Below are 23056 nucleotides of genomic sequence, written 5' to 3'. Positions count from 1 at the left end.
CGCTTTGACTGTTTGGTGATGATGGCGGAGGGGACCCACGCGTTCCCATCTCGAACACGACCGTTAAGCCCTCCAGCGTCGATGGTACTTGAACCGCAGGGTTCTGGGAGAGTAGAACGTTGCCAAGCAGTACCCCTATGGGGTATTTTTTTGCAGGCCCTTAGCTCAGCTGGTTAGAGCGCACCCCTGATAAGGGTGAGGTCGGTGGTTCGAGTCCACTAGGGCCTACCATATTCCCTGATAGCTCAGTTGGTAGAGCACTCGACTGTTAATCGAGTTGTCACAGGTTCGAGTCCTGTTCGGGGAGCCATTTTCTTCTTTATCCCATGGAGGCTTAGCTCAGCTGGGAGAGCATCTGCCTTACAAGCAGAGGGTCGGCGGTTCGATCCCGTCAGCCTCCATTTCATCTAAGGCTCGGTAGCTCAGTCGGTAGAGCAGAGGACTGAAAATCCTCGTGTCGGCGGTTCGATTCCGTCCCGAGCCACCATGTTATAGGGGCATAGTTTAAGGGTAGAACAAAGGTCTCCAAAACCTTTGGTGTGGGTTCAATTCCTGCTGCCCCTGTCCAAAAAGAAGCTATAATCTTATCTGTTATACATCTAGGAGCTGCTACGGCAGCTCTTTTTTGTATTCCATTTTTCAAAAAAGGTTGGTATCCTAGTATTTCATGCTATAAGCATAACGCTCGTCAAGAGCTATAATTTCATTTATAATCGTGCAAGATATCGCACAAAATACGTCGTACTGGTGGTAGATGATGTAAATCTGGATAAGGAGTCTGTTATGACGATTTATTGCAAGGTTCTGATTGTTGATGACGAGATGTTGGTGCGCCAAGGCATCCGGCATCTTTTGGATTGGGAAAGCGAAGGGTTTCAAATTGTTGGTGAAGCCTCCAATGGCAAAGAAGCGTTAGAGATGGTCCATTTGTACCAACCGAACATTGTGTTGACCGATATCGTCATGCCGGTGATGGATGGCGAGGAATTGACGAGAATCGTAAAGGGTATGTATCCGGAGATGGAAATCGTCGTGCTCAGCAGCTTCGGAGAATTCGAATATGTTCGCTCAACGTTTCAAAGTGGTGTCGCTGACTATATGTTAAAGCCTAAACTGGACGCGGTATCCATGTTAGCTGTTCTGAAGAAAACCGCGGAACGAATTCCTGCTTTTCAACACTCGGAATGGAAAAGTGAGAAAAAGCAGTCGGTCGATTATATCCTGGACAAACTGATTTCGGGTTATTCCGTTGACTATGACCGAAATGAAATAAGTACGATAGTTCCGTATTCAAGTTTTGTCTTACTCTCGGTGGTTCAGGATAAATCCGTGTCCTTGACCCGAAATGAGGAATGGTTAGAGGCGGCCCTGAAAGCGATTATTCAAAATAGGGATAGACCCGTCGCTACACGCCGTCTTTTGCATCAAGATGGCTATATTCGCTACTTGCTGAATCTAGACAACTCCGCACAAGAGGACGCCGTACAGATCGCCCAGCAGCTGCTTGAAGCCGGTGATAAAGGGCATATGTCCATCGTCGTGGCGCTCAGCCATGTTTTTGAGCATCTATCTGAGCTGCACGATATTTATACCAATGACATGCTGAAAGTGTTGGATCACCGCTTCTTTCTGCCGGATCGCAGACTTCTCATTGTCAATGAATTGGAGAAGCAGGCGGAGAAAGGCGCTCCTTTTGACATGGAGGCGTTCACGGCAGAATTGAATCATCAAGAGTTCGATCTGGCTTTTGGGCGTCTAAGCACATACGCTCACTCGATGAATGGCAGACTGGATACCGACATGTTTGAGTTTAAATCTTTTTTGGACCACAGCCTGTTTAATATTATTGTTACGCTAAAGCATTTTCACTATGAGGCAAGTTCGTTGGATGAAGGCAAATACGAGTATTTTCGCGCGATTCATGAGGCTGAGCATATTGGGGAAGTTATTCTTTTGTTAGAAAAGTTTTTGAATGAGGCTGTATCATGCGTCAGCGATAATCGGACGGGATCTCCGGGTATTCAGAAAATTTTATTGTATATGGATAAACATTTTTCACAGCCACTGACGCTAACTGAGGTTGCCAAACACTTCCACTTTAATCCTTCCTACTTGTCCAATTACTTCACGGTTCATAATAAAGAAGGTTTTAATGAATATTTGAACCGGATTCGGATCGATAAAGCCTGTACGTTGCTGCGCGAAAATCCTAATCTCTCCATTTCAGAAATAAGCAATCTCGTCGGATACTCCGATCACAGCTACTTTACGAAGGTGTTCCGAAAGCTGATGGGAATTTCCCCAAGTCACTATCGCAAAAAATAAGCACGAAGGGACTACGATCCATAATGGGAGCCTGGGTAAAAAAAATAACCGATCAAAGTCTGTTTTCTAAAATGTTTATTGTGATGGTCGTAAGCATTATTTCCGTTACGATTCTGACCTCTTGGGTATCGGTTCAAATGTCGCAGAAGCTTTTCGTCCAAACGTTCAGTATTACCAATTCCAAAATTATCAACCAGATCAAAACGGGATTAGACGCCATTCATTATTCCAATATAAATATTGCCATCAGTGTCGCGCAAAGCGGCGCGATTAGAAGCTTCCTAACCGAGGGGGATACGGATTCGTTAACGAATTTCAAAACGAATTTCAGCATGAGTGATCAGATGAAGCGAATTCAGTCCGGGATTGGGGCCAAAAATATTGGCATCAGCGTCCTGGGCATGAATGGCAGGAGCTACGTGAGCGACGTCACCTACTGGTCCGGCTCCTCGAAGGAGCTCCAGAACAGCCCAATAACACAAGAGACATGGAAGCAGCCAGGCAGGATATTATACAGCTTCATGAGGGCAGGAACATGGGGTTCCAATGAAGATCGGATTGTTGCCACCAAAGCGCTGCTTTCTTCAGAAAGCAAAGAAGGTTACGGATCGCTTTACATGATGATTAGAGAGAGTGATTTTAAGAAAATCTATGCGAGCTTCACGAGTCAAGGCAATGATGTCATGATTTTGAATCAAAATGGTTTGATTGTCTCTAGCAACAGGGAGGACCTGATTGGAACGATTTCCGAGGAACTCTTGTCGAGTGCCAAGCAAGCCCAGCAATCTCAAGCGACAAGTCAGGAAATGACTTTGTTTAATCATGACGTCATCGTTTTGGCAGATTATTTACCCATGTATGATTTCTATCTCGTCAATGTGATTGATAAGCAAATGACACTGGGCCAGATGCTCAACAGGAAGGCCTTATTTATGATTGGCGCTGGTATCGTATTGACGGCTGTGCTTGTTGTTTATTTTATCACTCGCAGAGTAACGCGATCTTTAAGAACGCTTGTCATGAAGATGTCGAACATCACCAAAAAGAATTTTCTCAACTACATGGCGGTGACCGGTTCGTATGAGACTAGAGAGCTCAGCAATGCTTACAACTATATGCTTGATGAGCTGAACGATTATATTATTCAGCTGGTGGAGACACAGGAGGAGCAGCGGAAGGCCGAGTTAGCTGCGCTGCAGCAGCAAATTAACCCGCATTTTCTCTATAATACGCTGACTTCCGTTAATATTCTGGTTCAACAAGGGAGTAAAGAAAAGGCCACGGACACGATTCATGCGCTGATTTCTCTCCTGCAAAATACAATTAGCAATGTGAAAGATACGATATCTGTTGAGCAGGAACTTTTGAATTTAAAACATTATGTATTCATCAATCAGGTGCGCTATGGGAATGGCATTAAGGTAGATTATTTCGTTTCGCCGGACTGTTTGAAGTCGCAAGTGCCTAAATTGATGCTCCAGCCATTTATCGAAAATGCGTTTTTTCATGCTTTTAATAAAAAAACGACGGGATATATTTATGTCATTATCACGAAGGAAGGCGATACGCTGCACTGTGAAATCGTGGATAACGGCGATGGCATGGACCTTGCGGAAGCGCAAAGCGAGCAGCGTACCTCAACGAGTGCCAGGCAGCTTTTTACAGGGATTGGCATTCGCAATGTGCATGATCGCATCCTGCTGTTATACGGAGATAAATATGGAGTTTCCATTACGAGCACGCTTGGGCAAGGAACAAAAATTGCCATTAGTCTTCCCTGGCGAACTTAGCAAGTCCCCCCATGTATAGAAATCTAAAGAAAGTACAAATTATAAATAAAGTACCAAAATGGTCATTATGATAGCGGATACAAAACACAAGAATTTCGCTAATTATGACAAAATTTTTTCTAACAGAAGGGATTTCCGAGATGCTATTCTTTTAAAAGAAAGCATTTTCAAAAAATCAAAACTACACGGGGGGCGCACATGAAAAAGAAAGTTTCAACCATCTTATTGGCTAGTTTTTTGCTGTTGACTGCATGCTCAAGCAAGGCACCTGACACGACTGGAACAGCGACAGGGACTCCAACTGGAACAGACAAGGGAGCAGCAAAAGAAATTACGGTCTGGGCCTGGGATAAGAACTTCAACATTGCAGCGATGAAGCTGGCACAAGAGGCTTATGCGAAAGATCATCCTGACGTGAAAATAAACATTGTTGAATACGCACAAGATGATATTATTCAGAAGTTGAATACGGGCTTGAACTCCGGGACAACGACGGGTCTACCGAATGTTGTGCTGATTGAAGATTACCGTGCTCAAAGCTTTTTGAAAACGTATCCTGATTCTTTTCAAGATTTGTCGGCATCCATTAAAGCATCCGATTTCGCAGATTACAAAATCGGTCCAACAAGCTTGAATGGCAAACAATATGGCCTTCCATTTGATTCCGGAGTAACAGGTTTATATGTTCGCTCGGATTATTTACAACAAGCAGGCTATAAACTAGACGATTTGAAGGATATTACTTGGCAGCAATTGATTGAAATCGGTAAAGCGGTTAAAGCTAAAACAGGTAAGGATTTGTTAACGCAAGATCCGAATGACCTTGGCTTAATTCGTATGATGATTCAATCCGCAGGCGCTTGGTATCTGAAAAGTGACGGATCTACACCGGATCTGAAAGATAACGCAGCTCTGAAGGATGCTTTTGCTACATACAAAGAGTTGATGTCCGCTAACATCGTTAAAATCACGTCAGATTGGAATTCTTTCCTGGCTGGCTTCAACAGCGGCAGTGTAGCAGCTGTACCGACAGGAAACTGGATCACGCCTTCCATTAAATCGCAAGCTGATCAATCCGGGAAATGGGCGGTTGTACCTTTTCCTAAGTTGAAAAATACAGCAAGCTCCGTACACGCATCAAACCTTGGAGGCAGCTCCTGGTATGTATTGAACAACCCTGGTAAAGAAGCGGCAGCTGAATTCCTTGGTAAAACACTCGGTTCCGACGTGAATCTGTACCAGAAGTTAGTAACTGACGTTGGTGTTATCGGTACGTACAAACCGGCAGCAACAGGTGAAGCTTACACGAAAGCGGATGATTTCTTCGGAGGTCAAAAAGTTATCTCTGATTTCGCAACGTGGACGACGCAAATTCCTAAAGTAAACTACGGCATGCATACGTATGCGATTGAAGATATTCTGAAAGTAGAAATGCAGAACTACCTGAAAGGCACGGATATCAATAAAGTGCTAAGTGATGCTCAGTCTCAAGCGGAGTCTCAAATTAAGTAAGTTTTTCCAATTAACCTAAGGGCGCTGACCCCCAAATTGCATGATGGTGCAAGCGGGGGACAGCGTTTCGATTTTTAAATGCAATATAGGAAGGATCTGGATAAATTGAACTACTCGATGAGTAACCGTGTAAGACTGACAGGTTGGCTGTTTATCGGTATAGCGGTATTAATGATTTGTTTGTTTTACTTCTATCCCATGATTCAGGCGCTGCTGCTGTCGTTTAAAACCGGCGCAGGAGCTAATCTGCATTTTAATGGCGTCAGCAACTATAAGCGGCTTTTGAGCGATAAAACTTTTTTCACAGCCGTAAAAAATACGTTTCTATTTCTAATCATTCAGGTACCGATTATGATCATTCTCGCGATGATGATCTCCGTCTTATTGAATGACAGCAAACTACGTTTCAAAGGGTTTTTCCGTACAGCCATTTTCTTGCCTTGTGTCACCTCGCTTGTTGCCTACTCCGTCGTATTCAAATATTTATTTGGCAATGATGGACTTATCAACTTGGCTTTAGTGAAAATGCACTTGATTGCACAACCGATTCAATGGATTTCCGATCCCTTCTGGGCGAAAATTACGATTATTATTGCCATTACATGGCGCTGGACAGGATACAATATGATTTTTTTCCTATCCTCTTTGCAAAATATCGATAGTTCGATTTATGAAGCAGCACGCATCGACGGAGCCTCTCCGATCAAACAGTTTTTCTTTATTACGTTCCCAATGTTAAAACCAATTGTTCTCTTTACGTCGATTACATCAACGATCGGAACCCTGCAATTGTTCGACGAGATCATGAATATTACGAAGGGTGGCCCAGGTAATGCAACCCTCTCCATATCGCAGTATATTTACAATCTTTCCTTCAAGTACACACCTGATTTTGGCTATGCGGCGACAGTTTCCTATTCGGTTGTAGCTATGATCATTGTGTTATCTGTCCTTCAAATCAAATTGGCAGGTGATAAATAATGAGAGTTCTCAATCGCACAATTGTCTATGTCTTCCTTATTGCCGTAGCCGTGATTTCGATTTTTCCATTTCTATGGATGATCGTTAGTTCAACGAATCTTTCTGTGGATGTCACGCAGGGAAGAATGCTGCCAGGTACGCATTTTGTCTCTAACTTTAACAAACTGGTCGATTCCATCAATCTCCTTCCTGCCCTGTGGAATTCTCTTAAAATTTCTTTATCAACCACGATATTGGCACTGCTCGTTGCTTCGCTCGCTGGATATGCCTTTGAAGTGTACCGGAGTAAAGCGAAGGACGTCGTGTTCAACTTGCTGCTTGTCTCCATGATGATTCCGTTCGCAGCGTTGATGGTTCCGCTTTACCAAATGTTCTCCAGCTTGTCGAAGACGGTTCCTTTTCTCGGGATCAACACGATGAATGCTGTCGTTCTTCCAACCTTTACAACGGCGTTTCTCATTTTCTTCTTTCGCCAAAGCACGAAAATGTTTCCGAGAGAGCTTCTGGAAGCAGGACGCATGGATGGATTATCGGAGTTAGGCCTGTTTTTCCGAATTTATATGCCAACTATGAAAACGACCTATTCCGCTGCAGCTATTATTACGTTTATGTCCAGCTGGAACAATTACTTGTGGCCGCTTATCGTGCTGCAAACACCGGAGAAACGAACAATTCCTTTATTGATTTCAAATTTAGGATCTAGTTATGCACCGGATTTCGGGGTCATTATGACTGCCATTGTCATATCTACAATACCGACAGCGCTCGTGTTTTTCCTTATGCAAAAACAATTTGTTGCAGGTATGGTTGGTTCAGTAAAATAGGAGCTGATAACAGTCAAAACATAGGTGTGATCTCAGTTTTATTTCTCAGGAGGCATTATTCATGAAACATTCGGTACCAAGCCTTGATTGGCTGCAAGATGTGCGTGTTTTTCGAGTTAACAGGTTAGACGCTCATTCCGACCACCGCTATTATCGCTCAATGGCTGCTGCTGAAGCAGGCGCATCCATGGACATGAGGCATAGCTTAAATGGCAGCTGGCAGTTCAGTTACGCGCCAAACGCAGCGAGCCGTGTGCAATCGTTCTATCAATTGGATTATAACTGCAGCAGCTGGGAGCATATCCAAGTGCCGGGACATATTCAGCTGCAGGGCTGGGGACAGCCGCAGTATGTGAATACGATGTATCCTTGGGATGGCGTAGAAGCACTTCGTCCTCCATTCATTTCGCAAGAACATAATCCCGTGGGCAGCTATGTGAAAAGTTTCCAACTCCCAGACACGATGAAAGGAAAGCCGGTTTATATCTCCTTCCAAGGTGTTGAATCAGCTTTCTACGTATGGCTTAACGGGGAATTCGTCGGTTATAGCGAAGACAGCTTCACACCGTCGGAATTTGATCTTACGCCTTATATTCGTGAAGGTGAGAATAAGCTGGCCGTAGAGGTTTATCAGAGAAGTACGGGAAGTTGGCTGGAGGATCAGGACTTCTGGCGGTTATCAGGCATTTTCCGGGATGTATACGTATATACGGTACCTAAGGTGCATGTGTGGGATCTGCGTGTAAAGGCAGACTTGGATGATGCGTATGTGGAAGGATTGCTTGAAATTGATCTCGATCTCCGAGACGCTAATGCGAAAACAGCGAGTGCCAAGCTTGAATTGAAAGATGCTAAGGGGCAGGCGATTCTCACAGAATCGGGTGAATTCCGAAACGGCAAGCTGTCTTTCAACCTCGCAGCGGGTATTATTCAGCCATGGAGTGCAGAAAATCCCTATTTATATGCGGCGTGTATCTCGATCTACGATGAGAACGGAAATTTGGTCGAGGCCATCGTGCAGAAAACCGGCTTCCGCCGCTTTGAGATGAAAGACAAGCTGATGTGCTTGAATGGCAAGCGAATCGTATTCAAAGGTGTAAACCGCCATGAATTCAACAGCCGCAGCGGACGAGCTATCACGAAGCAGGATATGCTGTGGGACATTCAAACGCTGAAACGCAGCAACATCAATGCGGTCCGGACTTCCCATTACCCGAATCAGACCTTATGGTATGAGTTATGTGACGAGTATGGCGTTTATGTCATCGACGAGATGAATTTGGAGACGCACGGATCGTGGCAGAAAATGGGGGCTGTCGAGCCTTCGTGGAACATCCCGGGCAACGATATGCAGTGGCAGGATATCGTGCTTGACCGGGCGATTTCGATGGTTGAACGCGATAAGAATCATCCTTCGATTCTCATCTGGTCATGCGGAAACGAATCTTATGCCGGTCAAGTGATTTTGAACGTAGCTGACTACTTCCGTGAGACGGACCCAGGCCGACTTGTTCACTACGAGGGCGTATTCCATAATCGTGATTATGACGCAACTAGTGACATGGAGAGCAGAATGTATGCCAAGCCTGCGGACATTGAAGCGTATCTCAACAGCCAACCGGGCAAACCGTATATTAGCTGCGAATATATGCATGCGATGGGCAATTCCGTCGGAGGGCTTCATAAGTACACGGAGCTGGAAAACAAATATCCGATGTATCAAGGTGGCTTTATTTGGGATTATATCGATCAGGCGATTATGAAAAAAGACCGAAATGGCCGTGAGTTCTTAGCCTATGGCGGGGATTTCCAAGACCGTCCTACGGATTACAGCTTTTGCGGAAATGGACTGGTATTCGCTGATCGTCAGCTGACGCCTAAGATGCAGGAAGTTAAATTCCTTTATCAGAATATCAAGTTGGAGCCTACAAGAAGCCATATTAAGATAATTAACGAAAATTTATTTGTGAATACAGATCAGTACGTGCTTGAATATCGCCTTTATCATGAAGGCACGGAAATTGGTAATGGGTTTAAGGATGTTGCCGTTGAAGCGCAAAGTGAAAGCATCATTCCGATCGAGCTGCCAGACGTGAATGGGCAATCAGGCGAATATTGCATTCAGGCTTCATTGGTGCTCAAAGAGTCTGAGATCTGGGCCGACGCCGGGTTTGAGACGGCATTTGGCCAATCCACTTTCATCGTAGAAGCAACCGCTCAAAATGAACAACCTGCCGGTGAAGTCAACGTGGTGGAGGGAGACGTCAATATCAGCGTCACTGGGAAAGGATTCGCCGTCATTTTCTCGAAGCAGGTCGGATCACTTGTTTCGCTTAGATACCATGGTACTGAGATGATTGCAATACCTCCGGCTCCGTTATTTTGGCGGGCAACCACCGACAATGATAAAGGTACCGCAATGGGTTATACGGCCGGCGCTTGGTATGCCTCAAGTCTGGCGCGCAAATGTGTCAGCACAGAGTTGAAGCAAGAGAAAAGCTCGGCAACGGTTGCCTTTGAATACAGATTCAGCATTAGCTCTGAAGTCAGCGTTCGTATTACTTATACGGTGCATGCGGATGGAACCATTCGGGTTCACACGAATTACAAAGGAGCAGCAGGCTTGCCGAATCTTCCGATACTTGCCGTTTCCTTCAAAATGTCGGCTGATTATAACCAGTCCGAATGGTACGCAATGGGACCTGAAGAGAACTATAGCGATCGCAGCTTTGGAGCTCGTTTGGGAATCTTCAGCCGTCAGGTTGATCAACTGCCGACACCGTACCTCGTTCCACAGGAATCGGGCAATCGAACTGGTGTTCGTCGGGTGAATGTGACGGATGTGAAGGGGAACGGTCTTATGATTAAAGCCGACCCTCAAGCTCCGGTAGAATGCAACTTGTCTCCTTATACGGCATTTGAGCTTGAGCATGCTGACCATGCTTGGGAGCTGCCGGATGTTCATTACACGGTTGTTACGGTTGCCGGCAAACAAATGGGTGTCGGTGGCGACGATAGCTGGGGAGCACCTGTTCACGAGGAATATCAGATTCCGGCTGATCAAGAGATCTCGTTCGAATTTGTTATTGCTAGTGCAGGAAACTAGGTATATGAAAAAAGTCCAAGACACTCGTCTTGGGCTTTTTTTGTCGCCTAACGTGAAGTGAGCAATTTGCTCTGTATGATCGCTTCGTGCCAAGTGACCATCCCGCTCTGCATGATCGCCTCGCACCAAATGACCATATTGCTCAGTATGCCCACCTCGCGCTAAGTAACCAAATCGCTCAGCATGCCCGCCTCTCACCAAGTGACCATCCCGCTCTGTATGATCGCCTCGCACCAAGTGACCATCCCGCTCAGCGTGCGCGCCTCGCACCAAATGACCATCCCGCTCAGCGTGCCCGCCTCGCGCCAAGTGACCATATCGCTCAGCATGCCCGCCTCGCGCCAAATGACCATCCTGCTCGGCATGATCGCCTCGCTCGAAGTGACCAACCCGCTCAGCATGCCCACCTCGCGCTAAGTAGCCATCCCGCTCAGCGTGCCCGCCTCGCGCCAAGTGACCATATCGCTCAGCATGCCCGCCTCGCACCAAGTAACCATATCGCTCAGCATGCCCGCCTCGCGCCAAATGACCATCCTGCTCGGCATGATCGCCTCGCACCAAGTAACCCTCCCGCTCAGCATATCCGCCTCGCACCAAGTGACCAACCCGCTCAGCATGCCCGCCTCGCACCAAATGACCATACCCACACCGCATCGCCGCTTAGCGCTCGGCCCCTCGCTCCCATGTCTATGTTGCACTTTGTACACCATAGAACAGCTTTAACCCCCACAACCGCGCTCTTCCTTGCACAAAGTACAATGAATTCAGTACAAATAGCGCGAAAACAGCGCTATCCTGCCCAAATCGTTGTACTTTGTACAACGTAGAAGGCTACAGCGGCCGAACTGAGGCCTTAATATTGCACAAAATGCAATATAGCGATGGCGGTGGCCATTATTTGCGACTGACATTGGATTTCATCCAATGTCACACACATCTACACCGCGCCTGCGCCGTGCAAATAGCGGGAAAACTGCGTTATCCTTGCTCGTAGTTTTTGGAAGGGAACTGCAGTCCACTATTTTGCCAATTTTACGCGAATAACAGGTCATGGTGGCTAAATAAGATCCAGCAGTTCCGCTCGGAAATAAAAACAGCTCTTTTCCATCAAATAGAGTACCCTAGTTCCTCTAAGCAAAACCTTTGTTCAACTTTTATGCAAATCGCAGGGTGTGGGAGCAGTTGCTGCAAAGCGATCAGTCTGAATAGACGGCCGCCAGGTGTAATGTGATGTGCCGCCACAATAGATTGCCATAAAATTACAAGAAATGCCTGAAATCTGTAAATACAAATGAGTAGAGGGACATATATGCTTGAGATGCGCTCACTTTTGATTTGAGGGTAATGCCAAGTTGAAAAGGAGAGGAGGCATATGCAAGAAGACTCATTTTATAACCCGTAAATCCAGTAATTCAAAAGAGGAGAATTGTACAAATGAAAATGACCAAAAGGCTTGTGCAGTTATTTATCTTTTCTATGCTGATCTGTATGATTCTTCCGTATAGTTTATCCAAAAGTCATGCGGCAGATTCCAATCCCAATGCAACGAATTATGGTTTAAAAGCTGATTATTACAAGAACTCGGGACCCGATGAGTTTAGGTTCGAAGACTTGGTTACGACGGTGGTCGATCCGTACATTAATTTTAGTTCATTGGAAGGAGCATTCACAACGCTGGTAGGGCAGAACAATCACGTGAATGTGAGATGGACAGGGCAGATTACACCTGAATTCTCTGAAAATTATACGTTCTGGATGATTGGTGACAACGGTTTCAGACTATGGATCGACAACAAACTAATCATTGATCATTGGGTTAATGACTGGGATAAGGAACAAACAAGCAGTCCGATTGCCTTGGTAGCCGGCAAGAAATACGACATTAAAGTGGAGTATTTCGAGAATGACGGCGGGTCCAATTTGTATCTAAGATGGGGCAGCCCAAGTGTGCCGAAGCAAATCGTACCTGCGACAGCCTTCACGCTGCCTGCCGATTTTGAGAATAGCGGGCCTATTGCCGGATCGGTTCTGCCTGATGGTTTGCATGCCGAATTCACATTTGCGGAGGCGTTAGCGGAGCTAGGCAGCGATGCGAGCAAGCAACTTTCGGCTAATGTGCTCGGGAAGGATTGGCCGATCAAATCGGCGGGTTTAAAAGCCGGTGATCCGAAAACGATTCAGATAGAGTTTGAATATCCGATGTATCGTCAAGATGCTCCAATGGCCAATATCGGATATACAGGAGGCGGCGCTCTTGTTTATGCTGCGAGCGGTAAGCCACTCAAAGATTTTTATCTTGCAATCAAAAATGACTCCACCTATCAGATCGAAACGCCATGGGCAAGCCAAGTCGATTCGAATAATCCGTTGCCGGATTATCCAAGACCGCAGATGGTTCGCGATCAGTGGCTAAACCTGAATGGGAAGTGGGAATTCCAACCCGCCAAGCAAGGGGACGCCCTTCCGACAGGTCAAACGCTGAAAGAGAACATCACGGTACCGTTTGCCGTGGAATCCCGGCTTTCAGGCATCCAACGCCAAGAGCAGCTTATGTGGTATAAGCGAAATTTCACGGTGCCGCAAAATTGGAATGGCCAACATGTGAAGTTGAATTTTGGCGCAGTGGATTACGAAACGGACGTCTATGTAAACGGAACAAAGGTAGGAAGCCATAAAGGCGGCTACACGTCATTCAGTTTCGATATCACAGCTCAGTTGAAACCTGGGGAAAATGAGCTAATTGTTCATGTACTCGATTATACGGATACCCAAGGTGATCAAATTAAAGGGAAACAAACCGTTGTACAACCAGGAGGCATCTGGTATACGTCGGTGTCCGGGATCTGGCAAACCGTCTGGCTGGAGCCTGTCGCTAGCGCAAGCATTGACCGGATGAATATGGTGCCGGATATTTGGAATGGTCAGCTGAAGCTAACCGTTGATGCGGTAAATGGGACAGGTAAAACCGTAGAGGCCATAGCACTAAAAAATGGCGTTGAAGTCGGTCGTATTAGCGGAAACGCAGGTACTGAATTGCAGCTTCCAGTACCGAATGCGAGATGGTGGACACCGGACGACCCGTTCCTCTATGATCTCAAAGTGTCTTTGAAGGATGGCGGAACAATCATCGATAACGTTGACAGTTACTTCGGAATGAGAGAAGTGAAGCTGGGAAAAGTCGATGGCATCCAGCGTCCATTGCTGAATGGGAAGTTCGTTTTTCAAATGGGAACTTTGGATCAAGGGTATTGGCCGGACGGCCTGTATACAGCGCCAACCGATGAGGCATTGAAGTTCGATATTGAAGCCGAGAAGCGGATGGATATGAATATGATCCGCAAACATATTAAGATTGAACCGGCCCGTTGGTACTACTGGGCAGACAAATTGGGACTTCTCGTTTGGCAGGACATGCCAAGTGGAACCAGCAGAGATGTCTCAGCTCAACCGCAATATTACAAAGAATTCGATGAAATGATGAAGCAATTGCAGAATTCGCCTTCCATCATTGTCTATATTGTTTTTAATGAAGGGTGGGGGCAATTCGACAACGGCGGTGATTATACCCGAGAGGCAATTGCACATGCGATAAAAGCAGATCCAACTCGCCTTATTAATGGAGTTACCGGTTGGTATGATGCCGGAGGCGGGGCCAATGAGTCCAAAGCAGGACATTTCCTGGATTGGCACAAATATCCTGCACCCGAGTCGCCGACGCCTTCGGACTATCGGGCAGCCACGCTTGGCGAATATGGGGGCGTAGGACTTCGCGTGCCAGGGCATGAATTCAGTCCTTTGACCGTGTATGCCGGACTGGCGATGAACACGAAAGAAGAGTTAACGGATCAGTATATTCGTTATATCAATACGATCAAAACACTTAAAGATAAACCAGGACTTAGTGCGGCCGTATACACTCAAATCTCGGATGTCGAATACGAAATCAATGGACTTTTAAGCTACGACCGCAAAGTGGAAAAGGTTGATTTCGCTCGCGTTGCCGCAGCACATAGGGAATTAATCGGGAGTAGCAATAAGTCCGATCTCCTGACCAGCATTCAAGCGGCGAAGCAACTTCGTGATAACGCCGTTGTAGGCGATGGACCGGGACAGTATAAGCAGCAAGTCGTGAATCTTTTCTCAGCGGCCATAGTAAGCGCACAAGCTGTGTACGACAATGTACAAACTACCGCGGACGGCATTAAAACAGCGATAGCTGCGCTGGATGCAGCCACGAAGCAATTTCTTGATAAAGCCAACAATCCTCTGCCTTTTGTTGATACATTTGATGATCGGAATGCAGATGGTTGGACGACCTATGGCGGTGAGTGGAGTGCTGCTAACGGCAACTACACCGTAATTAACGGTGAAGGTTACAAAGCTGTGGCTAACGATACGAAATTCAAAGACTTCACTTATGAGACGGATATCTCCATGAGTGCCAGCCCTAATTTAGCTAATGCCGGTGTCATATTCAGAGTGAATAATCCAACGGTTGGAACGGATAACTTGCAAGGATATTATGCGGGCATTACATTGGCTGGTCGTGTTCAAGTGGGCAAGCTGAATAACAATTGGACAGAACTGGCGAATAAAGCACTTCCTTCGATCACCGTAGATACGGTTTACCGATTAAAGGTTGTAGCGAAGGGACCAAACATTGATGTTTATGTCGATGATAAGCTCGTGGCTAGTGCGGTTGACGGTACCTACACAGAAGGTGCTATTGGGGTACGCACATACAAGGCTAATGCAACGTTCGATAATATTCGTGTGACTGAAATGGAAGATGCGGTACAACCGAACATGACTTTAGACGGAGCAAGCCTTGTCAATGAAGGTTCGACGTTCGCGGTGAAGCTTGGTGTATCCAGTGTTACAAATTCGGTCTATGGATCAGATGTTACGTTGAAGTATGCAGCAGATTTGTTTGAACTGCAGAAGGTAGACTCGGCTGCAGACGCTATTGCCGTTGTTCATTATGTCGATGATCACAAGGGCAGCGTTCGCATGGTGCTCGCGAATATCGGGGGAGATGATCGAAGCAAGCATGAAACACAGCTGGTTACGCTGCAATTGAAAGCGAAGGGTTCTCCGAACTCCTCCGGTAACATCTCGGTGCTCAAAGCAATCTTGGCCGATGACAAAGGTGTGGAGACAGAAGCCGTGCCTGCTGAGCTTACAGTGAGCATTGAGGGATATGTCTCAGATGGCGACTTGAACCATGACAGTAGATATTCGATTGGTGATTTGGCAATCCTGGCCACTCATTATGGGAAAAATAGCAGCAGCCCGGATTGGAATATTGCTAGAGCAGCAGACTTAAATGGCGATGGCAAAGTAGATGTTGAAGATCTGGCGAAAATGGCACAGAAGGTATTGAGTCAATAAGCGGAATGGAATCATGGCTTTTTTAGCATGATTCCATTTTTTTATTTGGAGGGAACTACAATCCGTTATTTACCTAATTATGAAGACTCCAGTTCCCTTCAATCGAGCTTTTTCAAAAGATCGATCATTTCCTGTGGCTCCGCCCGATTCATGAAATCGGGATCGGCCTGGGCATAACGGATGATGCTATGCCTGTCAATGAGGTAAGTCGCCGGAACCGGCAGTACCCAGCGGTCGCTTGCGTTGAACTTGGCGAGATCCCGTCCAAGTATGTCCGTAAACGTATTTTGAAGATACTCAGGCAGTTCAAATAAAAGGTTGTAACTGTCAGCTACATGGCCGTTCGGATCGCTTAGCACGTGGAACGTAAGCTGCTCCTTCACCATCTGAGACAGCGAGTTGTCGGGGCTTTGCGGAGAAACGGCAACCAGTTGGCCGCCGACCTTCTGAATTTCAGGCAGCAATAGCTGATAAGTTCTAAGCTGGACATTGCAGAACGGGCACCATCCGCCCCGGTAGAAGATGAGAATAACGGGGCCATTGGCAAGCTCTTTATAAAGGTTTATTTGCTCTCCGAGCGGATTGGTTAATGTAAAGTCGGGGGCTTGATCCCCCTTATTCAGACCAAAAAAGATACCGGATTGCTGCTGCTCCTGGATATGACGAAAAATATTTTCTTGAGCCAATGCAGGCACTTTCGCGATAAAACCTGCTTTGGTTTGTTCCAATTGTTCGTTCATCGACATGGGACAACGCTCCCTTTTGAATGGAATTTTGGCGCTTTACTCTGGGTCTCATTAAAAATAAGATACCGTATGGTATCTTTTAATTGTAGCATACATCCAATAAATGGCAATGGATCCCTCGAAAAATTTGTTATAATGAATTATCGACTACGATTTGCTCGGAGGGCTTATGAAAAAAGGAGATAGAACCAGGGAACACATCATCATGAAATCTGCTGAGCTTTTTAATCAACAAGGATATGCGGGTTCATCGTTAAACGATATTATTGCCGCCACCGGCATTAAGAAGGGAGGCATTTATCGCCACTTTAGCAGTAAAGACGAAATTGCCCTCGAAGCCTATCAATATGCGGCTAGTACAGTCGGCAGGAGATTTACCGAAGCTATGGAGAAAGAGGAGTCTGCCTCGGGGCGATTGCTCGCTTTTTTCCATGTCTATGAAGACGTTGCGGACAATCCCCCGTTCATCGGCGGGTGTCCCTTGCAGAACACAGCGATAGAGAGTGATGACACTCATCCGATATTGCGTGATAGAGCGCAGCGTAGCCTTACCACTACTCTGGATATGATGAAGAACATTATTCATGAAGGCATACGATTGGGGGAATTTAAGGGGGATTTGGATGTAGATGCATTGGCTACGTTTGCCCTTTCCTTATTGGAAGGAGGCATTATGTTGAGTAAGCTAGAAGGTAACAGCAGGCATATGCATAGGAATATGGCCAGCTTCACTTCGTACCTGCAGCAGTGTTGTTTGAATGTTCATTGAACGGCCGCACCTGCTCCCGGCACCTCGAATCATCTCAGGAAATTCGAATCAGCATACTGGGGACTGCGGACAAATACGGATGGGAAGTGAATCTTTAGCATGATGGTACGATTTAAGGCTTATTGCCATGCTATTTTAAACAAATATCTTTCAGGGGAATCGATTGATTACCGGCAGGTCATCTCGTTATTTCTGCCGATCCTCATCGACCAAGCCTTTCTTGTCGGCTTAAGTTTGGTGAACACCGCGATGATCAGTTCATCGGGCGTGGCGGCGATCAGCGCCGTAAGTATGGTCGATTCGCTCAACATGTTTTTGGTAAACGTTTTTGTCGCCATAGCGACCGGCGGTACAGTCGTCGTGGCGCAGTATAAGGGCAGCGGGAACGATAAAATGGTTTCCAAAGCAGCGGCCAGCTCGCTTTCAGCGGTTACGCTGGTTGCGGTAGCGCTCAGCCTGCTCGTTCTGCTGTTTTATCATCCCATTCTGAAGGTGCTGTTCGGTACGGCGGAGCCGGAGGTATTCTCCCATGCCGGTACCTATTTGGTGGGCAGCTGTATCTCCTACACGGGAATCGCGATCAAGGAAGCGGTTAATGGAGCGCTTAGAGGGATCGGCAGAACGAGAGTGACCTTGGTGTTGTCGTTGATCATGAACCTTACCTACGTGCTGCTCAATGTCGTATTTGTCCATTATTTGGACATGGGCGTTCTAGGGTTGAGCGTGGCTGTGAATATTTCCCGGTATGTAGCGGCCGGTTGCGCATTATTCTATCTGCTGCGGATGGACGCCAGCCTGCGAATTCAACTTCAGGATGTACTCGAATGGAATTTCTCCATGTTTAAGAGAATCATGTTCATTGGGCTGCCATTCGCAGCGGAGCAGTTATTTTTTAACGGGGGAAAAATGTTAACCCAAATCTATATCGTCAGCCTGGGCACCTATGCGATTGCAACTAACGCGATCAGTTCGGTCATCGCCATGCTGCTGCAAATTCCTTCAATCGCCCTGTCGACTGCGTTAGTCACGGTGGTGGGTCAATGTATTGGGAGGCGCAATATTCAGGATGCCCGTAAATTTACGAGGTCGTTCATGTGGCTGTCATCAGGCTGTCTCTTAGTAATGGGGCTGCTGTTACTTCCGTTTTTTAATCCGCTTGTACGAATGTTCAGCCCTCCGGCAGAGATTATGGACGATCTGTATCTCATTATGCTGGTCAATTTCTTAGCTCAAATTCCGTTATGGTCGATCAGTTTTCTTCTGCCAGGGGCACTGCGAGCTGCGGGGGATTCACGCTTCACCTCGATCTCTTCGATGCTGACCATGTGGTTGTTTCGGGTCGTGCTCGGCTACGTGTTCGGCATCACTCTGGGCTACGGCGTTATCGGGGTTTGGGCGGCTATGCAATTGGAATGGGGCGTGCGCGGGGCTGTTTTCCTCTGGCGCTACTATGGCGACAAGTGGTACAAACACCGCTTGATCGAACCTACGGGCGGGAAATAAACCAGGAAATAAGCCCCATTCCATCAGGGGTCATTTAAGAGCTTGTTTGCTCGCATAATACTTGGGCAGCACGCCTACTTTTTTCTTAAACATGCGGAGGAAGCCAGTGTAATCATTAAAACCTGACCCCATGCAGGCTTCGGTAACGTTGTAGCCATCTGCGAGCATTTTTTTGGCAAGCGCAATCCGTTTGTAGATGATGTACTCATGGATCGTGCTGCCTGTATGTTTTTTGAAAAGTCTGCTTAGATGATATTTGCTGATAAAAAACATTTTCTCCAGCCGTTCAAGGGTCAAATCTTCTGTGAGATGTTGATCCAGATAGGCCAGGATGGGGCTCAATCTTTTCGGCAAATCCATGCCGTTTTCGTTTGCTTTGTTGGTATAAAAGAACCGGTGAACCAGAACAAGAATCTCAATCAAACAGCCAAGTTTCACGAGGGAATCCCCTGGAAATGGATGGTTGATGATTTCATTATATTTTGTAAATAAATCAAGCAAGGCGGAGGATTGTTGTTCGCTAAGCTTGATTTTATTTTTTTCACCGGCGGGACGTTCATAGAAGCATTGAAGCGGTTTCAAGTCTTCGGTTTGAAAAAGAGCAATCAGAGCCGGATTAAATTCAATCGTTACCCGTTCATATAAGTCATCTGTCGTGAGTGCAGGCTTATGAATTTCATGCTCATTGGTAATGATGAGATCACCGAATTCCAGGGGGTACATCGTCTTGTCAACGAAATAGTTCACATCACCCCGGATTAAAAAGAAGATCTCACAGCCCTGATGCAAATGAAAATGAACATTAAAGGGGGCTGTCCGAATGGCATGGCGGAATTTCACATGTTCATCAAACTGTTCCAAGTAATCCGAAATCAAGATAATGACCTCCAGTGATGAGAGCAAGTTTATCCACTTTTGAGGCAATTTCATCAAGGAAGTGGTAATTGTAATGATATAGGATGATAGTGTGATATTCAATAGATTTGGGAGGGAACTACCTATGAGTGAGCAAAAAATCAAATTTGGACTTGTTGGCATTGGTAATATTGGAAATACGCATTTGAAGTATTTGAGTGAGATGGACAATGTAACGCTTGTGGGCGTTTGTGACGTAGATAAAGAAAAGGCCGATTTGAATGCTAAAACGTATGGGACGACGGCTTATTACGATGTCTTGGATTTATTGGACAACTCCGGGCTGGATGTCATCATTATCGCAGTTCCCCATTACGATCATCCATACATTGCCATTGAGGCTTTCAAACGCGGGATTCATGTCATGTGTGAGAAACCGATTGCCGTTCATGTCAATGATGCCAACCGCATGATTGATGCTTATGAATCCGCTAAAGAGACATATCCGGATCTCCAGTTTGCCATTATGTTTCAAGAAAGAACGCTGCCTTTCTATGCAAAGCTTAAAGAAATTGTGGAAAGCGGAGAGTTGGGCCAACTCACTCGCGCTACTTGGATTCATACCAAATGGTTCCGCTCCCAGTCTTACTATAATAGTGGCGGATGGCGTGCAACATGGGCCGGTGAGGGCGGCGGCATCCTGACGAATCAGTGTCCGCACACACTCGATATGTACCAATGGCTGTTCGGGCTGCCTTCGCTGATTTCCGGTCATGCGCATATCGGTAAATATCATGACATCGAAGTTGAGGATGAAGTAACCGCTTACTTTGAACATTCAAACGGGATGATCGGGCATTTAATTGTGACGACTGCTGAGCTGCCGGGAACAAACCGCTTGGAAATCGTCGGCGATACCGGCAAACTCGTACTGGAGAACGGTAAGCTGCTTCACTATAAATATGAGCAATCGATGCTCACGTTCACTAGAGAGACTGAGCAAAAGTTTGCCACTTGGCAGATTGAACCGGAAGAAGTTGAAGTAGACGAGGACGCTCCTAATGGCCATCATGTCGTAACCGGCCGTTTGGTTGACCGTCTCTTGGGTAAGGAGATTGACTTGATTGCTGAAGGTCCAGAGGGGCTGGGCTCTTTGACGCTGGCTAATGGCATCATGCTGTCTTCCTTCCAGAAGCGCCCTGTTGAGGTGCCAATTGACGGCGATGCTTTCCAATCTCACTTGGACGAACTGATCAAATCCTCTACATTTGTGAAAAAAGTCGTCACAGAGTCTAAGACACAAGAAGATATGTCAGCTTCTTTCGGCAGCAGTAAATAATAAAGGAGAGATAGCCATGCTTAAAGCAAAAATCACTTGTTTCGCCGATGAAATCTCGCAGGATTTGGAAGAACAGTTAGACGTGCTGCAGCAAGAAGGAGTCTCCTATATCGAGCTGCGGAATGTATGGGGCAAAAATGTCTTGGAATTGAATGATGAGGAACTCTCCTCCATTCGTCAAATATTGAAAGAACGCGGTTTTCAGGTATCTTCCATTGCTTCTCCCATCGGCAAATATCCGGTTGCGGAAGAGTTTGGTCCCCAAGTGGAAGCGGTTCAGAAGGCGATTCATGCAGCACACGTGTTAGGAACCCCGTACATTCGTATATTTTCCTACCACCCGCCCGAAAATGCGGATCTCGATACGTGCAGAGACGAAGTGCTGCGTAGAATGAAGCAATTGACGGAGATCGCAGAACAGAACAACGTTGTCCTCATTCTAGAAAATGATAATAACTTGTACGGAACGTCGGATGAACGTTGTTTGGAAATTTTACAGCATTGCGCGTCTGATTCCCTGCGTATGGCTTTCGACCCGGGTAACTTTGTTAAGAATGATATTAAACCGATGCAGGACGCGTATCCGAAACTTCAAACCTATACGGATTACATTCATATTAAGGATGCTACATTCGAACCGAAGCTATTTGTTCCTGCAGGAGCGGGTGACGGAGAAGTGGATGCACTGCTGCTGTCTCTAAAAGAGAGAGGCTACGACGGATTTCTGTCTGTAGAGCCGCATTTGCAGCATTACATGCCGCACGCGAGTAATCCTAAACGTGTTGTCACTGCGGTCCGCGCACTCAAGCAGCTGCTTGAACGGGCGGAATACCAGTGGGAGTAAAGCATTTATAACAAGTTAGAAAAATAGAGCTCAATCCATTATGGATTGGCTCTTTTTTAGATCATGGACTGTTTATAAATCCCGTGGAATAAAGTGAGATAGGCAGCTGAAATCGGGAGGAGTCGAAGGCAGTGACTTATTTCATGTATTCCTATATGGGTTGGAAGCAGCAATGCACGAATGTTCCTATCGTGTTTCCACCACAGCAGCAGGACCGACAACCAGGCTTCGAATATTTGATGAATCCTCGGCCATTATCAGACAATCCGACCTATGTTGGGAGCGGGAAGCTGAGAGATAAGGTGGCGATTATTACAGGTGGAGATAGCGGAATCGGAAGGGCTGTCGCGATCGCTTATGCCAAGGAAGGCGCAGATCTCGCCATCGCCTATTTAGATGAGCACCAGGATGCGGCCGAAACGAAACATATGATTAATCAGCTGGGGCGCCGTTGTTTGTTAATCGCCGGAGATTTAAGACAAGAGGAAAACTGTCTGGCCGTAGTGGATACGACAATTAAAACTTATGGGAAATTGGATATTCTAGTTAACAATCATGGCGTTCAGTATCATCAAAAAAGCATTTTGGATATTACAAAAGAGCAGCTCATGCATACCTTCCAAACGAATATCATCTCGTTTTTTGATATGACCAAAGCCGCTTTGCCGCATCTTCGTGCGGGAAGCGCCATTATTAACACGACATCCGATACCGCTTTCTCAGGCATGGGCATGATGATTGACTATACGGCCACCAAGGGAGCCATTGTTTCCTTTACCCGCTCATTATCCCTCTCGCTTGCCGATCAAGGCATTCGCGTGAACGCGGTAGCGCCTGGGCCGACTTGGACGCCGCTCATTCCATCTGCATTTACGGCAGAAGAAGTAACCACGTTTGGAACCGAAGTGCCTCTCAGGCGCCCAGGACAGCCTTTTGAGCTGGCGCCTGCCTACGTACTGTTAGCTTCAGATGATGCCTCCTACATATCAGGGCAAGTTATGTTCGTGAATGGAGGTTCGATTGTTACTTGATTCGAGACGACAAGATGACAAGAAACGCCTTCTCCGCTAC

The 23056-nt window shown here is 46.3% G+C and carries 16 protein-coding genes, 5 tRNA genes and 1 rRNA gene; 18 read left to right on the top strand and 4 right to left on the bottom strand.

Features of this window, described 5'->3' with window-relative positions:
- Window positions 1-11 precede the first annotated feature (11 nt).
- The 12 genes from rrf (at window position 12) to ACKTT9_RS26615 (ending at window position 10538) form a co-directional block, all read left to right on the top strand.
- Window positions 12-128 (top strand): 5S ribosomal RNA (gene rrf / locus ACKTT9_RS26670).
- Window positions 129-154: 26 nt separating this feature from the next.
- Window positions 155-231, top strand: a tRNA-Ile gene (locus tag ACKTT9_RS26665).
- A 3-nt stretch (window positions 232-234) separates the two neighbouring features.
- Window positions 235-310: transfer RNA gene (locus ACKTT9_RS26660), tRNA-Asn, on the top strand.
- Window positions 311-328: 18 nt separating this feature from the next.
- Window positions 329-401 (top strand) — tRNA-Val (locus ACKTT9_RS26655).
- Between the two features lie 10 nt (window positions 402-411).
- Window positions 412-487: transfer RNA gene (locus ACKTT9_RS26650), tRNA-Phe, on the top strand.
- A gap of 6 nt (window positions 488-493) precedes the next feature.
- Window positions 494-564: transfer RNA gene (locus ACKTT9_RS26645), tRNA-Trp, on the top strand.
- Window positions 565-783: 219 nt separating this feature from the next.
- A complete protein-coding gene (locus ACKTT9_RS26640; protein ID WP_407868279.1) occupies window positions 784-2325 on the top strand; it encodes a response regulator in 1542 nt (513 codons plus the stop codon).
- Between the two features lie 23 nt (window positions 2326-2348).
- Window positions 2349-4115 carry a sensor histidine kinase gene (locus ACKTT9_RS26635; RefSeq protein WP_407868278.1) on the top strand — a complete coding sequence of 589 codons (1767 nt, stop codon included), beginning with the start codon at window positions 2349-2351 and terminating at the stop codon, window positions 4113-4115.
- A gap of 198 nt (window positions 4116-4313) precedes the next feature.
- Window positions 4314-5627, top strand: a complete 1314-nt coding sequence (locus ACKTT9_RS26630) for an ABC transporter substrate-binding protein (protein WP_407868277.1) — start codon at window positions 4314-4316, stop codon at window positions 5625-5627.
- A 117-nt stretch (window positions 5628-5744) separates the two neighbouring features.
- Window positions 5745-6608: a carbohydrate ABC transporter permease gene (locus ACKTT9_RS26625; RefSeq protein WP_407873120.1), complete on the top strand. Its 864-nt coding sequence runs from the start codon at window positions 5745-5747 to the stop codon at window positions 6606-6608.
- Entirely contained in the window at window positions 6608-7432 is an 825-nt protein-coding gene (locus ACKTT9_RS26620) for a carbohydrate ABC transporter permease (RefSeq protein WP_407868276.1), read from the top strand. The genes ACKTT9_RS26625 and ACKTT9_RS26620 overlap by 1 nt, the downstream gene beginning before the upstream one ends.
- A gap of 61 nt (window positions 7433-7493) precedes the next feature.
- Entirely contained in the window at window positions 7494-10538 is a 3045-nt protein-coding gene (locus tag ACKTT9_RS26615; RefSeq protein ID WP_407868275.1) for a glycoside hydrolase family 2 TIM barrel-domain containing protein, read from the top strand.
- A gap of 194 nt (window positions 10539-10732) precedes the next feature.
- Here the strand turns inward: ACKTT9_RS26615 and ACKTT9_RS26610 are convergent, their stop codons facing one another.
- Window positions 10733-10903: a hypothetical protein gene (locus ACKTT9_RS26610; protein WP_407868274.1), complete on the bottom strand. Its 171-nt coding sequence runs from the start codon at window positions 10901-10903 to the stop codon at window positions 10733-10735.
- 48 nt (window positions 10904-10951) lie between these two features.
- Window positions 10952-11248, bottom strand: coding sequence for a hypothetical protein (locus tag ACKTT9_RS26605; RefSeq protein ID WP_407868273.1), 297 nt, complete (start codon window positions 11246-11248; stop codon window positions 10952-10954).
- Between the two features lie 724 nt (window positions 11249-11972).
- On the opposite strand from ACKTT9_RS26605, the gene ACKTT9_RS26600 reads away from it, so the two are divergent.
- Window positions 11973-15929, top strand: coding sequence for a PA14 domain-containing protein (locus ACKTT9_RS26600; RefSeq protein ID WP_407868272.1), 3957 nt, complete (start codon window positions 11973-11975; stop codon window positions 15927-15929).
- 98 nt (window positions 15930-16027) lie between these two features.
- Here ACKTT9_RS26600 and ACKTT9_RS26595 read toward each other — a convergent pair whose 3' ends face one another.
- Complete coding sequence (locus ACKTT9_RS26595) at window positions 16028-16675, bottom strand: peroxiredoxin-like family protein (protein WP_407868271.1); 648 nt, start codon at window positions 16673-16675, stop codon at window positions 16028-16030.
- Window positions 16676-16844: 169 nt separating this feature from the next.
- Here ACKTT9_RS26595 and ACKTT9_RS26590 point away from each other — a divergent pair, with 169 nt between their 5' ends.
- Window positions 16845-17444 carry a TetR/AcrR family transcriptional regulator gene (locus ACKTT9_RS26590; protein WP_407868270.1) on the top strand — a complete coding sequence of 200 codons (600 nt, stop codon included), beginning with the start codon at window positions 16845-16847 and terminating at the stop codon, window positions 17442-17444.
- Window positions 17445-17543: 99 nt separating this feature from the next.
- Complete coding sequence (locus ACKTT9_RS26585) at window positions 17544-18947, top strand: MATE family efflux transporter (protein WP_407868269.1); 1404 nt, start codon at window positions 17544-17546, stop codon at window positions 18945-18947.
- A gap of 30 nt (window positions 18948-18977) precedes the next feature.
- Here the strand turns inward: ACKTT9_RS26585 and ACKTT9_RS26580 are convergent, their stop codons facing one another.
- Window positions 18978-19823, bottom strand: a complete 846-nt coding sequence (locus ACKTT9_RS26580; RefSeq protein WP_407868268.1) for an AraC family transcriptional regulator — start codon at window positions 19821-19823, stop codon at window positions 18978-18980.
- A 124-nt stretch (window positions 19824-19947) separates the two neighbouring features.
- On the opposite strand from ACKTT9_RS26580, the gene ACKTT9_RS26575 reads away from it, so the two are divergent.
- The 3 genes from ACKTT9_RS26575 to ACKTT9_RS26565 all read left to right on the top strand — a co-directional run bounded on the left by ACKTT9_RS26575 (window position 19948) and on the right by ACKTT9_RS26565 (window position 23016).
- Window positions 19948-21141, top strand: coding sequence for a Gfo/Idh/MocA family protein (locus ACKTT9_RS26575; RefSeq protein WP_157326115.1), 1194 nt, complete (start codon window positions 19948-19950; stop codon window positions 21139-21141).
- 16 nt (window positions 21142-21157) lie between these two features.
- Window positions 21158-21985, top strand: a complete 828-nt coding sequence (locus tag ACKTT9_RS26570; protein WP_407868267.1) for a sugar phosphate isomerase/epimerase family protein — start codon at window positions 21158-21160, stop codon at window positions 21983-21985.
- Window positions 21986-22128: 143 nt separating this feature from the next.
- A complete protein-coding gene (locus ACKTT9_RS26565) occupies window positions 22129-23016 on the top strand; it encodes an SDR family oxidoreductase (RefSeq protein ID WP_407873119.1) in 888 nt (295 codons plus the stop codon).
- Window positions 23017-23056: the final 40 nt, after the last annotated feature.

It is taken from the genome of Paenibacillus sp. P36 (assembly GCF_045866505.1).
Lineage (GTDB): Bacteria > Bacillota > Bacilli > Paenibacillales > NBRC-103111 > Paenibacillus_E > Paenibacillus_E chondroitinus.
This window is presented reverse-complemented; position numbering and strand designations above follow the sequence as displayed.

What these genes read in the sequence shown, in the direction of transcription:
- ACKTT9_RS26640 (WP_407868279.1), top strand. Translation starts at nt 784, where the DNA reads ATGACGATTTATTGCAAGGTTCTGATTGTTGATGACGAGATGTTGGTG.
- ACKTT9_RS26635 (WP_407868278.1), top strand. Translation starts at nt 2,349, where the DNA reads ATGGGAGCCTGGGTAAAAAAAATAACCGATCAAAGTCTGTTTTCTAAA.
- ACKTT9_RS26630 (WP_407868277.1), top strand. Translation starts at nt 4,314, where the DNA reads ATGAAAAAGAAAGTTTCAACCATCTTATTGGCTAGTTTTTTGCTGTTG.
- ACKTT9_RS26625 (WP_407873120.1), top strand. Translation starts at nt 5,745, where the DNA reads ATGAGTAACCGTGTAAGACTGACAGGTTGGCTGTTTATCGGTATAGCG.
- ACKTT9_RS26620 (WP_407868276.1), top strand. Translation starts at nt 6,608, where the DNA reads ATGAGAGTTCTCAATCGCACAATTGTCTATGTCTTCCTTATTGCCGTA.
- ACKTT9_RS26615 (WP_407868275.1), top strand. Translation starts at nt 7,494, where the DNA reads ATGAAACATTCGGTACCAAGCCTTGATTGGCTGCAAGATGTGCGTGTT.
- ACKTT9_RS26610 (WP_407868274.1), bottom strand. Translation starts at nt 10,903, where the DNA reads ATGCCGAGCAGGATGGTCATTTGGCGCGAGGCGGGCATGCTGAGCGAT.
- ACKTT9_RS26605 (WP_407868273.1), bottom strand. Translation starts at nt 11,248, where the DNA reads ATGGTGTACAAAGTGCAACATAGACATGGGAGCGAGGGGCCGAGCGCT.
- ACKTT9_RS26600 (WP_407868272.1), top strand. Translation starts at nt 11,973, where the DNA reads ATGAAAATGACCAAAAGGCTTGTGCAGTTATTTATCTTTTCTATGCTG.
- ACKTT9_RS26595 (WP_407868271.1), bottom strand. Translation starts at nt 16,675, where the DNA reads ATGTCGATGAACGAACAATTGGAACAAACCAAAGCAGGTTTTATCGCG.
- ACKTT9_RS26590 (WP_407868270.1), top strand. Translation starts at nt 16,845, where the DNA reads ATGAAAAAAGGAGATAGAACCAGGGAACACATCATCATGAAATCTGCT.
- ACKTT9_RS26585 (WP_407868269.1), top strand. Translation starts at nt 17,544, where the DNA reads ATGATGGTACGATTTAAGGCTTATTGCCATGCTATTTTAAACAAATAT.
- ACKTT9_RS26575 (WP_157326115.1), top strand. Translation starts at nt 19,948, where the DNA reads ATGAGTGAGCAAAAAATCAAATTTGGACTTGTTGGCATTGGTAATATT.
- ACKTT9_RS26570 (WP_407868267.1), top strand. Translation starts at nt 21,158, where the DNA reads ATGCTTAAAGCAAAAATCACTTGTTTCGCCGATGAAATCTCGCAGGAT.
- ACKTT9_RS26565 (WP_407873119.1), top strand. Translation starts at nt 22,129, where the DNA reads ATGTATTCCTATATGGGTTGGAAGCAGCAATGCACGAATGTTCCTATC.